The 13,515-nt window shown below is 67.6% G+C and carries 8 protein-coding genes; 6 read left to right on the plus strand and 2 right to left on the minus strand.

Annotated features, from left to right (window positions below; all coding sequences use genetic code 11):
• Nucleotides 1–62: 62 nt before the first annotated feature.
• The gene (locus OXF11_11510) at nucleotides 63–1,403 is read left to right on the plus strand and encodes a DNA repair exonuclease (GenBank protein MCY4487722.1); all 1,341 of its coding nucleotides are present in this window, start codon (nucleotides 63–65) and stop codon (nucleotides 1,401–1,403) included.
• Nucleotides 1,400–4,972, plus strand: a complete 3,573-nt coding sequence (locus OXF11_11515) for a hypothetical protein (protein ID MCY4487723.1) — start codon at nucleotides 1,400–1,402, stop codon at nucleotides 4,970–4,972. Before OXF11_11510 ends, OXF11_11515 begins: the two co-directional genes overlap by 4 nt.
• Nucleotides 4,973–5,167: 195 nt before the next feature.
• Here OXF11_11515 and OXF11_11520 read toward each other — a convergent pair whose 3' ends face one another.
• Nucleotides 5,168–6,007 (minus strand): DUF3037 domain-containing protein, encoded by an 840-nt coding sequence (locus OXF11_11520; protein ID MCY4487724.1) that lies wholly within the window; start codon nucleotides 6,005–6,007, stop codon nucleotides 5,168–5,170.
• Between the two features lie 342 nt (nucleotides 6,008–6,349).
• Nucleotides 6,350–7,522: an alanine--glyoxylate aminotransferase family protein gene (locus OXF11_11525; protein ID MCY4487725.1), complete on the minus strand. Its 1,173-nt coding sequence runs from the start codon at nucleotides 7,520–7,522 to the stop codon at nucleotides 6,350–6,352.
• A 165-nt stretch (nucleotides 7,523–7,687) separates the two neighbouring features.
• Between OXF11_11525 and tilS the strand changes: the two genes are divergently transcribed.
• The 4 genes from tilS (at nucleotide 7,688) to glmM (ending at nucleotide 13,513) form a co-directional block, all read left to right on the plus strand.
• Nucleotides 7,688–9,226: a tRNA lysidine(34) synthetase TilS gene (tilS, locus tag OXF11_11530; protein ID MCY4487726.1), complete on the plus strand. Its 1,539-nt coding sequence runs from the start codon at nucleotides 7,688–7,690 to the stop codon at nucleotides 9,224–9,226.
• A 93-nt stretch (nucleotides 9,227–9,319) separates the two neighbouring features.
• Nucleotides 9,320–11,158, plus strand: coding sequence for an ATP-dependent zinc metalloprotease FtsH (gene ftsH, locus OXF11_11535; GenBank protein MCY4487727.1), 1,839 nt, complete (start codon nucleotides 9,320–9,322; stop codon nucleotides 11,156–11,158).
• A 40-nt stretch (nucleotides 11,159–11,198) separates the two neighbouring features.
• Nucleotides 11,199–12,083 (plus strand): dihydropteroate synthase, encoded by an 885-nt coding sequence (folP, locus tag OXF11_11540; protein MCY4487728.1) that lies wholly within the window; start codon nucleotides 11,199–11,201, stop codon nucleotides 12,081–12,083.
• Nucleotides 12,080–13,513 (plus strand): phosphoglucosamine mutase, encoded by a 1,434-nt coding sequence (gene glmM, locus OXF11_11545; GenBank protein ID MCY4487729.1) that lies wholly within the window; start codon nucleotides 12,080–12,082, stop codon nucleotides 13,511–13,513. The genes folP and glmM overlap by 4 nt, the downstream gene beginning before the upstream one ends.
• Nucleotides 13,514–13,515: the final 2 nt, after the last annotated feature.

The following is a 13,515-nucleotide window of genomic DNA, read 5'->3' on the forward strand; positions in this document are numbered from 1 at the left end:
AATGAATAATGAGCCGAGGAACAAACGCCGAAACTGCCAAGGAATTGACAAGGTTGGATTGAATGACGGAAAGCGTTTCCATTCTCGCCATTGGTGACGTGCATTTGGGCACGGTCTGTTCGGGCGTGCCCGAAGGGATCGCGGCCCGCGGCGTCGACCCGAATGCGTTGACGCCGGCCGCCGCCCTTGGGCGTTGCGTCGACCTGGCGATCGCCGAGCAGATCGACGCCGTGCTGTTCGCCGGCGACGTGGTGGAGAGCACCAATGCCCGGTTCGAGGCCATGGCGCCCCTTGAGGAATGCGTCCGGCGTCTGGTGGATGCCGGAATCGATGTGATCGCGGTTGCCGGCAACCACGACGTCGAGGCCTTGCCGCGCCTCGCGGCCCTGATCGACGGCTTCACGCTGTTGGGCGCAGGCGGACGGTGGCAAACGCAGACGTTGCTGAAGGACGACGCTCCGGTGGCGCAGGTAGTGGGCTGGTCCTTCGGTCAATCTCGTGTGCACCACAGCCCGGTGGCGGAGCTTCTGAAGCAGCGGCCTTCCGAGCCGTCACCGATTCCCAGGATCGGTCTGCTGCACGCGGATCTGAACGCAACCGGCGGACCCTACGCGCCCATCCGGCAGTCCGAGCTGGACGATACCGGGTACGGGGCCTGGCTTCTGGGTCACATCCACAAGCCCTCGCTCCAGAATCTCTCCGGGTCGCCAGCGACCCGGCCGTGCGGCTATCTGGGTTCCCTCGTCGGGCTCGACGCCTCGGAAACGGGTCCTCACGGCCCTTGGCTCCTGCGGGTGTCCAACGACGGCAACATCGAATGCAGGCAGATCCCGCTGGCGCCCCTGCGATGGGAAGAGCTGGTCGTGCGCGTGGACGGGCTGGAGCATGTCGACGATGTCCAGGACCACTTGATGAGCGAGGCGGAGCGACTCGTAGGCCGGCTCGGGGAAGACGCCACTCTTCCCCGAGCCCTCGGTCTCCGCGTGCAACTGGCGGGGACCAGCGCATGCCATGAGGAGATCCGGCAGTGGGCCGCCGCCGGCGAGTGGAGTTCGATGGGGCGGGTCGTCGAGGGCACGGCCGTCTTCGTCAACAGGGTCATCGACGCCATGGAGTCGCGGTTGGACCTTGCCGAGATCGCGTCGGGAGACGATCCCGCCGCCCTGTTGGCGCAACGCCTCCTGACGCTGGGGCGCCACGATGACCGATCGCGGATACTGCTCGACGAGGCGCGCGCGGATCTGGACCCACTCGCGCGGGAACTCGTGTGGCAGCCCGTCGAGGAACACCGCCATGCCGTGGACCCCCTGTCGGACGAGCCCTTGCGCGAGGTCCTCCTGAGGGCGGGAACGGCGGTGCTCAGCGCCATGGTCGCCGGCCGCGAGCAAGGCGGTTCCACGTGAAACTGAAACGGCTGGCCATCAACCGGCTTCCCGGCATCAGCCAACCCTATGAGATGGAAGCGCTCGGCGCGGGTTTCCACGTCGTGTTCGGGCCCAACGGCATCGGCAAGTCGAGCATCTGTCGCGCCGTCGAGGCGCTTTACTGGGAAGACCGGCATCCTTCCCCGCTGACGTCCGTAAGCGGGGAGTTCGACTGGGACGGCGAATCGTGGTGGGCGCAACGCGATGGCATGCGCGTCACCTGGCAGCGGAACGGCACGCCGGACGTTTCCCCGACCCTTCCCGCGTCCCATCATGACCGCTGCTTCTTCCTGCGCCTCCGGGAACTCATCGAGCCGTCGCGGGACGGCGCCGCCGACGTCGCCGCGGAGATCCGGCGTCAGATGTCCGGCGGATTCGATCTGGACCGGATCGCCGCCGACCTCTTCACGGGCGTGACCCGCGCCCTCGGCCGGCGCGAACGCAACAGCTTCAACAAGGCGGCGGACGACGTGCAGCAGGAGGTCGCGCGGCAGAACGGTCTCCAGGGGCGCGCGGATGAACTCGGAAGGTTGCGCAGCCTCCTCGAAGAGACGGAAGCGGCGGTCCGCCGGCGGGCTTTCGTGGAGCGCGCCATCGGGCTTGCGCGCCGGCGGAACGAACTCGCCCGCGTCCTGGAGCAGATCGCGGCCTTGCCCGCGCCGCTGGCGCGGCTGACCGGAAAAGAGGCCGAGGAGGTCAGGCGCCACCAGCATCAGGCGGACACGTTCGTCGAACGGGTGCGTTCCCTGGAACAGGACTTGCGCCGGGCGCGCGAGACCCGGCAGGAAACCGCGCTCGACCGCCCCGTCGAACAGGCCGACCTTGCGGCGTGGCGCCAGAAGGCGGACGACCTGCGCCGTATCGAGCTGGACCTCGACACGGCACGAAGCGAACGCAGGGCCACCCGGAGGGAGCTTGCCTCGGCGTTGCTGGCCATCGGCGGCACGGACATCGACAAGATCTCGCTCACGCTGTCCGAACATGGGGAGCTGTTCGACTTCCTGCGTTCCAGCCAGGTCCACGGCGCCCGCGTGGGCGCCATCGAGGAACGGCTGCGGTTGATCGAGCGCGCCGGCGAACCCGAGGACGCCGCGCAACGACTCGAGTCTTGTCGAGACGCAACGGAAGCCTTGCGGTCGTGGCTGCGCATACCCGAGCCGGACGGTTTCCTGCGCCGGCTTCGCACCCGGTGGCCGTGGTTGCTGTTGGCCCTGGCATCGCTGTTGGCCGGCCTCGGACTGGCTTCCCTGGACGATCCCACGGCGAATTTCCTCGGACCGATCATGAGCGAGCTTGCCGCACAAATAGAGGTGCCGCCCGGGCTCGTCGGGTATTCGGGATGGCTGGGAGGCTTGGGCGGCGCACTCGCCCTGGCCGTGCTCCTGTTCGGCCAGGGGCGGGGCTCCAATGCCGCCAGGAAGGCCGCGCGGGCCGAATACGAACGGCTGGCTCTCGAAGGACCCGGCAAGTGGGACCCTCCGTCCGTGGAGGTGCGGCTGCGCCAACTGGAACGCGACGCCGCGGCCGTCGAGTCGTCTCTGCAGCGGGCGCGTGACCGCGACGTGGAACGGCAGACACTCGAGAACGAGTTGGAGGTGTTGTCCGAACAGGAGGCCGCCATTGAGGCCCGCCGGGAGGAAATCCAGGGCAGGCTGGGCGTGGATTCGCTGCCGCGCGACGCGGAGCTCGTGGACTTCGCGCGCGCTCTGGACCAACTCCGCCAGGCCCGTGCCGGCGACGAAGCCGCGGCGGGCAAGGTGGAAGGGCTCGATCAGAAGTACAAGGCTCTGCTGGAGGAGTTGGCAGCCGGCCTGGAGAAGCACGGCGAGCTCGCGCCCGGTGACGCCGCCACGGCGGCCGCGCGGCTCCATAACCTCGTGGACCGGAACGCGCGGCTGGAGAAGGCGCTCTCGGACGAACGCAACATGGCCGTCCAGATCGAGGAGAGCACGGCCGACCGCGAGGCAACCCTCGGCGCCATTCGGCGGATCTACTCCGAGTCCTCGCTGAACGACGGGGACATGGACGGCCTCCTGTCGCTGCTCAGCTCGTTGGAGCGTTATCGCGCTCTGGTCAGCGAGCAGACCAGCCTTGAAGGCCAGATCGGACTGGACCGCGCGGAGCTCGACAAGGCGGGGGAGTCGGACCTGGCCGGATGCGATGAGCCGGCCCTCGATCGGATCAGGGACGAATTGTCGGGGCAGGACACGAAGGCCGAGGAGTTGAGGAACGAGATCGCCGCGATCACCGCCGAGTTGAACGCGGCCAGGAGCGGCAAGGGCATGCAGGATCTCCTCGCCGCTCGCGAAGCCGCCCGCGCCAGGTTGCGGGACCTCCGCGACCAGGCGCTGTACGCGAAGGCGGGGAGATGCCTCATCCACGCGGTGGAAGAGGAGTATGAGCACAAACGGTTGCCGCACGTGTTCGAACGCGCCCGCAACCACTTCTCCGGGTTCACCCATCACCACTACCAACTGGAGCTGGACAAGGGCAGCGAGACTCCCCTGCTGTTCGCGCGCGAGTCGCGCAGCGGGGAAGCGCGGAGACTCGATGAGCTGTCGGACGGCACCCGCGCCCAGTTGCTGTTGGCCGCGCGCATCGCCTACGCCGAGGAAGTGGAACAGGGCAGGGTCCTGCCGCTGTTTCTCGACGAAGCGCTCGACCAGAGCGACCCCCAGCGGTTCGAGGCCATCGTGCGCAGCCTCGGGCGCGTGGCCAGGGAACAGGACCGCCAGATCTTCTATCTCACCAGCGATCCTGTGGACGTCGACCGCATCGAGGACGCGCTCGGCAAGGAGGATTGCCGCATCGCCGCCGCCATCGACCTGGGCCGGATCCGAACGAAGGCGGCAAGCGTCAGCGGACCGCAGGTTCTCCGCGTCGATCCGGGCCCGACGGTGCCGGCGCCGGACCATCTTTCGCTGGAGGAGTACGGAGCCGCGCTCGGCGTGCCGGAGTTCCGTCCGGACCAAGGCTACACCGAGCAGCATTTCTACTATTTGCTGTGGGAAGACCTGCACCTGCTGCGCGACTTCCTGTTGAACGGCATCGAGCGCGCCGGGCAGTGGCAGACGGTTTCAGGCACGCCGCTCGCCGAAACCCTCGGGTCCCGTTCGATCACGTCCGCGGAGATCACGTCGCGCCTGGAGCTGCTCGAGGCCTATTGCGACTTGTGGATGCAGGGAAGGAACCGGCCCGTGGACCGCGCCGCGCTGGAAGCCTGCGGCGTGCTCACCGAACGCTACCTGGAGGACGTCGTTTCCATCGCAAGGGAGCTGGACGGCGACCCGAAGAAGCTCCTCGCCGCCCTCGACGAGGACAGGGACCCGCGGCTGCGCGGCTTCCGCCAGGCGAGCGTCGAGGGATTGCAACGCTATCTCGCCGAGGCCGGCTACCTCGACGAACGCCCCATTCTCACCGAAGCCGAACTCGCGCTGCGCGCACGCACCACCCCCGCCGCCGCCCGACTCCCCGACGGCGTCGCCAACGACTGCCTCCAACGTTGGTGGGGCTGGGCACAGAAATCATCCGAACCCGGTTCGCGATGACGGCGTCGCGGCGGAGCTGCTCAACACCTCGCCCCGTTGCGGGCGTGTCGGCTATGGCCCTCGAATATGGCTAGCTGCATGTGTTCGAGGACGGTAACGGTAGGATCCGCCGTTACGTTGAACACCATGTCGTGGCCGGGCGCAGGCTCAACCCGCCGGCGGAGACGGACCCGATGAAGGCGGTAGACGACCTACTCAGTGGACGCGGCACGCACGCTCTATCGACACTATAAAGTCGTCGATGTCGTTCTCGTCGACTACTCTGGTTGCAAACGGTGCATGTTCGAGGATCGTCTTGGCGATTTCGTAGGCACCGGAGAGTGAGCTGTCCTGAGGGCGGCCCAGCAGAAAGTACAGTTCGATTTCCTCGCTCGTGCCCTCGGCGACGGCCGCCAGATGGCCGCGCCACCGGCGTGCCTTGTCCTTGATGCCGTCTGCATCGGCCATGTCCAGCGACACTGGTTCGTAGGCATGCCACCGTCCGTTCTGCCAAGCCTTCTCGAACTCGATCTGGTCTTGGGTACCCACCACAGCCTTGGGCTTGAACGGGACGTTGACGCCGCGCTCCAGGAGCTTGTCACGGACAAGTCGCCAGACATCGTCGTCGGATCGGCGCCTGACTGGCCTGGAGTCGTACCGGGTGACGTAACGTTCATAGAGGCGGTCCAATGTCCTGGCGGGGTCAGTCGTCATCCCTGTGCCTGTTGGCGACCATTGCAAGGCGCTGTCGTCGTCGGGCAGTACCTTCAACGCGTGAGCCCGGGCGTCGGTGTGGACGTCGAACAAAGGCAAGTAGTCGGCCTGCTTTGCGACGGTAGAGAATCCGCGGCGGACCGCCTGCATGGCACTGGTGAAGGCTTCGCGGTCGAGATCGGGGAAGGTCTGTTTCAGGCGACCCACCGTCCTGCGAGTCCGAACCCTCAGGAAACTGGCCGCGGGTGCATGCATCACGACACCGACATTGAGCGCCTCCCCGGAAACCACGTCGTGGACGTAGCGGAGCACGGTATAACTGTAGGCTTGCTTCTCGGTCATTGCAGTATCCGCCTTGTCTCAGCGATTATGCTATCTAAATTGTCTCTCGCATTCCGAACCCGGTCAAAGGTGTCGGCACAGGTAGCTTCAGATCGGTCGCCAGGCAGGTCGCCACAACCTCCCGGGCCAAGCTGGTCACCCCTTCGAAACAACCCGCGGAGAGTTTGCAAAACACCTCGATGGCTCCATCAGTATCTGCCCCGCAGAGCATCAGAACGGGTTTCGTGCGTCCCGATGTTGCTTGGCGTAGGATCTCGTCGGCGGTTACGCGACCGAGCATCCGGTCTCCCCACCGAACACTTCGTGCAGCATGGCCGGGATGAGCGTGTCTAATCCCGGTCCTTACTCTCCGGCATACACCCGTTCAATCGCCCCCAGCGCCTCCTCCACCGCCACATCCGCTCCCTCTTCCCGCAGGATCTGTCCCAGCGCCTCGATCAGTGCCACGACGTTCTCTTTCCGGCTCGACTCGCCCATGAGGCCGATGCGCCAGGTCTTGCCGGCGAGGGCGCCGAGGCCGCCGCCGATTTCGATGTTGAAGTCGAGGAGCAGGCGCTTGCGGATGGCGCCGTCGTTGGCGCCTTCGGGGATCTTGACGCTGTTGAGCATCCACAGGCGGTGGCCTTCCTGGGAGGCGAGGGGGATGCCGAGGGCCTCCAGGCCGGCGACGAGGGCGCGGTGGTTCAGCTCGTGGCGCGCGAAGCGCGCTTCCAGGCCTTCGCGCTCGATCTCGCTGAGGGCGGCGTGGAGACCGTAGTTCATGGAGATGGGGGCGGTGTGGTGGTAGGCGCGCTCCTCGCCCCAGTAGCGCGCGATCATGGTGAAGTCGAGGTACCAGCTCTTGACCTTGCTCTTGCGCCGCGCCAGCTTGTCGCGCGCCGCCGGGCCGAAGGACACGGGCGACAGCCCCGGCGGGCAGCTCAGGCATTTCTGGGTGCCGCTGTAGGCGGCGTCGACGTTCCAGGCGTCGAGGGTCACGGGGCATCCCCCCAGCGAGGTCACGGTGTCCAGCACCAGCAGGGCGCCGGCGTCGTGGGCGAGCCGTGAAATCTCTTCCACCGGCTGCAACACGCCGGTGGAAGTCTCGGCGTGCACCAGGGTGACGATGTCGACCTTGTGCTCCTTGAGGGCCTGCTCCACCTGCTCGGGCCGGATGATCTCGCCCCACGGAGCCTCCACCTTGACGAGGTTCCCGCCCAGGCGCTCGACGATGTCGGCCATGCGCGTGCCGAAGACGCCGTTGATGCACACGAGCACGGTGTCGCCCTCCTCGACGAGGTTCACGAGGCAGGCCTCCATGCCCGCGCTGCCGGTGCCCGACACCGGGAAGGTCAGCTCGTTCTCGGTGTGGAACAGCCGGCGCAGCATGGCCTTGTTCTCTTCCATGATCTTGAAGAATTCCGGGTCCAGGTGGCCGACCACCGGGGCCGACAGTGCTTCCAGCACCGTCGGGTGGGGGTTGCTGGGGCCGGGTCCGAGGAGGATTCTCTTGGGCGGATTGAGCGGTGAAGCCATGCGCGTGCTCCTGTGGGTTGTTGGGGACGGCTCGGTTGTGAGCAGTGCCGGGCGCGGTGTATTCTGCCAAGCGGTTTATCACGGTACGCTATAACAACCGTGTACTGTACCATCAACACACCTGGGAGCCACGGTGCGCCTCCCGCACGCTCCCGCCCGGCTTGAATGGAACTCCACCAGAAACTCGCGGAGACCCTGCTCAGGGATGAACTTCTGGTTCCCGGTGACGCCGTGCTCGTCGGCGTCTCCGGCGGACCGGATTCGGTGGCGCTGCTTCACCTTCTGACGGAGGTCGCGCCGGCCCTCTCGCTGTCGTTGGAAGTGGCCCACGTGGAACACGGAATTCGCGGAGCCCGGAGCCGGGAGGACGCGGAGTTCGTCCGGCGCATGGCGGCCGGGCTGTCGCTGCCGTTCCATGTGGCTCGACTGGACCTGCACGGTGCCGAATACCGCGAAGCGGCAAGTCGGGATGCTCCTGATGCGCGTGCCGAACACCTGGAAGCCCGCGCCGGGGACCGGGAAAGCACGGGAAACCTGGAAGCCCGGGCGCGTACGGAACGCTACCGCTTCTTCGCACGGGTGGCGGCGGAGCGTTGTCTCGCCAAGGTCGCGGTGGGGCACAACCGCGGCGACCAGGTGGAGACCATGCTGATGTGGCTGCTCCGCGGCTGCGGTCCCGAGGGACTGGCGGGCATGCCGGCGGCGCGGCCGCTGGACCGGGCCCCGGCCGGCTCCGAGGGTCCGTGGCTCATCCGTCCGTTGCTGGACGTCCCCCGCGACGAGATCCTCGGGTATCTGGAAAGCCGCGGGCTGGAGCACCGGGAGGACGACACCAACCGCGACACCCGTTATCTGCGGAACTGGATCCGCCGGACCCTGTTGCCGCAACTGCGGGAACAGACGGACGGCGGGCTGGAGCACCGCGTTGCCCGGCTGGGCGGCATGCTGCGGTCCGACAACGTGCTGCTGGAGCGGCGGGTGGCCGAGGGCTACCCGCGGGTCAGCCGCGACGACGTGCTGGACCGGGCCGCCTTTCTCGGGGTCGAGCCCGAGCTGCGGCCCCGAATGGTGCGATTCTGGCTGAGGCGGGTCACGGGCACGCTCCGGCGCGTCGGTCACGCCCACGTGGATGCCGTCCTCGATCTCATCGCCGGAAGCCGTCCTCACGCCCGTGTATCGCTCACCGGCGCATGGACGGTGGCGCGGCAGTACGAGTCGGTCCGGTTGGTCTTCGCCACGGACGAAGAACGCGAAGGCGCGAAGGGCGACGGGGAGGAATATTCCTACCCGCTCCCACTCGAAGGCGAGCTCCTCCTGCCCGAGGCCGGGTTGAAGCTCACGGCGTGGCGCTCGGACAGCCTGGACCTTCCGGCGAACCCCTTCGAGGCCGCCTTCGACCTCCGCGCCGTGGAGCGGGTCGAGGGTACCCTCCTGGTGCGGAACTTCCGCCCGGGTGACCGCTTCCGGCCGCTGGGCATGGCCGGGCACAAGAAGCTCAAGGACCTGTTCATGGAGATGAAGCTGCCGCGCCCCCGTCGCCGCACCTTGCCGCTGGTCCTTACGGGGGAGGAGATCGTGTGGATTCCCGGGTGCGCGCGCGGTGACTTCGCCAGGTTGGAGCCGGCGAGCCGCGCGGCGTGGCGGGTCAAAATCCGTCCCTCCTCGGCGGGCGTGGCACACGACCGGTCCGCGAGGCGTGGTTGACTTGGCCGCTCCCCGTTCTTATTGAAGAAGATGTACCCGTATGTTAACGTTTTCCAGGCAGGATAGGGGTGCGAAAGGCTGGAGAGGCCCTCTTTGAACCAAGCGACAAAAAACCTTGCTCTGTGGCTCGTGCTCGGGCTGATGTTTCTGCTGCTCTTCAACGTCTTTACGCGGCAGCAGGGCCGGGACCCCGAGATCATCTACAGCGACTTCTGGTCGGCGGTGGAGCGTGGAGATGTTCAGGAAGTCACCATTCAAGGGCGGTACGTCCACGGCAAGTACCAGAGCGGCGAGCGATTCCGGACCTTCTCGCCGAATGATCCAGGCTTGGTGACGACGCTGCGGGAAAAGAACATCCGCATCGCCGCCAAGCCGGAGGATGATTCCCCTTGGTACTTCGTGCTGCTGGTGAACTGGTTCCCGATGCTGCTGCTGGTGGGGGTGTGGATTTTCTTCATGCGGCAGATGCAGGTCGGGGGCGGCAAGGCCATGTCCTTCGGCAAGAGCCGCGCGCGCCTGTTGAACGAAAACCAGGTGCGGGTGACGTTCAGCGACGTGGCCGGGGTGGACGAGGCCAAGGAGGAGCTGCAGGAAGTCATCGCCTTTCTGAAGGACCCGAAGAAGTTCACGCGCCTGGGCGGGCGCATCCCCAAGGGCTGCCTGCTGGTGGGGCCTCCGGGCACGGGCAAGACGCTTCTGGCGCGCGCCATCGCCGGTGAAGCGGGCGTGCCCTTCTTCAGCATCAGCGGATCGGACTTCGTCGAGATGTTCGTGGGCGTGGGCGCGTCGCGGGTGCGCGACCTGTTCGTCCAGGCCAAGAAGCAGGCGCCGTGCATCGTTTTCGTGGATGAGATCGACGCGGTCGGACGCCAGCGCGGCGCCGGCCTCGGCGGCGGGCACGACGAGCGCGAGCAGACCCTCAACCAGTTGCTGGTGGAGATGGACGGTTTCGAGGCCAACGACGGCGTCATCCTCATCGCCGCCACCAACCGCCCGGACGTGCTCGATCCCGCGCTGCTGCGGCCCGGACGGTTCGACCGCCGGGTAGTGGTGCCGCCGCCCGACATCAAGGGACGCGAGGGCATCCTCGCGGTGCACGCCGGCCGGGTGCCGCTGGAAAACGACGTGGACATCCGGGTGCTGGCGCGCGGGACCCCCGGCTTCGCCGGCGCGGATCTCGAGAACCTTGTCAACGAGGCGGCGCTGCTGGCGGCGCGGCACGACAAGGAAAAGGTCAACATGAGTGACTTTGAGCTGGCCAAGGACAAAGTCATGATGGGGACCGAGCGCAAGAGCATGATCATCAGCGACGAGGAGAAGCGCAACACGGCCTACCACGAGTCCGGCCACGCGCTGGTGGCGAAGCTCCTGCCGGACGCCGACCCGGTGCACAAGGTGACCATCATCCCGCGCGGCATGGCCCTGGGCCTGACCCAGCAGCTCCCCACGGACGAGCGCCACAGCCAGGACAGGGAGCACCTCCTCGGCACCATGACCATCCTTTTCGGCGGACGCGTGGCCGAGGAGCTGGTGCTCGATCACATGACCACCGGGGCCGGCAACGACATCGAGCGCGCCACCGAGCTGGCCCACCGCATGGTGTGCGAGTGGGGCATGAGCGACAAGCTGGGACCCATGACCTTCGGCAAGAAGGAAGAGCAGATCTTTCTCGGGCGCGACTTCACCCAGCAGCAGGACTACTCCGAAAGCACGGCGGTGGAGATCGACATGGAGGTCCGGCGCATCATCCAGGACTGCTACGCCCGGGCCAAGGAACTCCTGACCAGTCACATGGACCTGCTGCACGGGGTCGCCAAGGAGTTGCTGGAGAAGGAAGTGCTGGACGGCGCGGAGATCGACGCCATCGTCAACGAATACATGGGAGACAGCGGTCCCGACCTGCCCCCGACATCCGTTCCCGCCGGCGACTGACCGGACCGGCATCCCCGCTTCTTTACGTTCGCGGTCATTGTTGGACGCCAACCGCAACCCGAACCCAGACCCGGTACTGGAAACGCGCCACGGCGTGGTGGACATGCGCCGGCGCACGGCGGTGATGGGGATCCTGAACGTGACCCCGGACTCCTTTTCCGACGGCGGCCGCTACGTGGACGTCGACGCCGCGCTGGCCCATGGCGTCGAGATGGCGCGCCAGGGCGCGAGCATCGTGGACGTGGGCGGGGAATCGACACGGCCGGGCGCGGATGCGGTGTCGCTGGAGGAAGAGCTGGGGCGGGTGATCCCGGTCATACGCGGGTTGCGAGCGCGGGTCGCCGTGCCCATCAGCATCGATACGTACAAGGAAGCGGTGGCCCGGCGGGCGCTGGCGGCCGGCGCGGACATGGTCAACGATATCAGCGCCCTTCGGTTCGATCCCGCCATGGCGGGCTTGGTGGCGGCCGAGGATGTTCCGGTGGTACTCATGCACATGCAGGGCCAGCCCCGCACCATGCAGCGCGCGCCGCACTATGTCGACGTCGTGCGGGAGGTGGCCGCCTTCCTCCGGGAACGCGTGGCCTTTGCCCTGGAGCGCGGCGTGGGCGCGCACCGCGTCGTGGTGGACCCCGGTATCGGCTTCGGCAAGGACATGGGCCACAACCTGGAGTTGCTGCGGCGCCTGGACACCTTGGTGTCGCTGGGACGGCCCGTGCTCGTGGGGCTTTCCCGCAAGGCGTTCCTCGGACGCCTGCTGGATGAGGGGACGCCGGACGCGCGCCTCGAAGGGAGCCTGGCGGGGGCGGCCGCGGCGGTGCTCGCCGGCGTCCACATGATCCGCGCCCACGACGTGGCGGAAACATGCCGGGCCGTTCGCGTGGCGGGGGCCATCCGCGCGGGCGCACCGGAAGGGAGCCCATGACCTCGGACAGACCACCAGGAGCGCCGGGCCGGCGCCGCCTGTTCGGCACGGACGGCATCCGCGGCATCGCCAACCAGGAGCCCATGACCGCGGAGACGGCCTTGAGGCTCGGCCGGGCCATCGCGCACGTGGTCGGCGGTCACGGCGGCGGCACGGAGGCGCGCGGCGCCCTGGGGCGGAAACGCACGCGCCGGCGCCGGATCCTCATCGGCAAGGACACGCGCCTGTCGGGCTACATGTTCGAGACCGCCCTGGCGTCCGGCATCTGTTCCATGGGCGCGGACGTTCTTCTGGTGGGTCCGCTGCCGACGCCGGCCGTTGCCTTCCTTACCCGGAGCATGCGCGCCGACGCCGGGGTGGTGATCTCGGCGTCGCACAACCCTTACCAGGACAACGGCATCAAGTTCTTTTCCCGGGACGGCTTCAAGCTGCCGGACGCCTGGGAGCAGCGCATGGAGGCGCTGGTCCGGGAGGGTGAGTACGGGGCAAACCGTCCCGCGGCCACGGACATCGGCAAGGCGTTTCGCGTCGCCGACGCCCTCGGCAGGACCGTGGACTTCCTCAAGAGCGCGTTCCCCAGCCGCCTGACCCTGGAGGGCCTCAAGATCGTCGTGGACTGCGCCAACGGCGCCGCCTACCGGGTGGCGCCGGAGGTGCTGACGGAACTGGGCGCCGAGGTGATTCCGGTGGCGGTGGACCCCGACGGCACCAACATCAACCGGGAGTGCGGTTCGGTGTCCCCGGCGACGGCCCGGGCGGCGCTGCTGGAGCACGGCGCGGACCTGGCCGTGTGCCTCGACGGCGACGCGGACCGGGCGCTGTTCATCGACGACAAGGGCGAATTGGTGGACGGCGACGAGGTGCTGGCCATGTGCGCCATCGCGCTGAAGGAGGCCGGACGGCTGCCCACGGGCACGGTGGTGGCCACGGTGATGAGCAACATGGGGCTCGACGTCGCCCTGCGCGGGCACGGCATCGCGGTCCTGCGCACCGCCATCGGTGATCGCTACGTGGTGGAGGAAATGCGCCGCGGCGGCCACAACCTGGGCGGCGAGCAGTCGGGGCACATGGTGTTCCTGGACCACAACACCACCGGCGACGGCTGCCTGACCGCGCTCCAGGTGCTGGCCCTCATGGTCGAGCAGGAGAAGCCTCTGAGCGAGCTGCGCCGGATCATGGGCAAGCTGCCGCAGGTGATCGTCAACGTGCCGGTGCGCGAGAAGCGCCCGCTCTCCGAGATGGACCAGGTGCAGGCGCGCATCAGCGAGAGCGAGAGCCTGCTCGACGGCCGCGGCCGCGTGCTGGTGCGCTACTCCGGCACCGAGCCGCTGGCGCGGGTCATGATCGAGGGCGAGTCGGAGGACGAGATCAGGCGGCTGGCGCAGGGCATCGCCGACGCGATCCACTCCACCAACGGCTCCGAAGGATAGGG

Source organism: Deltaproteobacteria bacterium (assembly GCA_026712905.1).
Lineage (GTDB): Bacteria > Desulfobacterota > Binatia > UBA9968 > JAJDTQ01 > JAJDTQ01.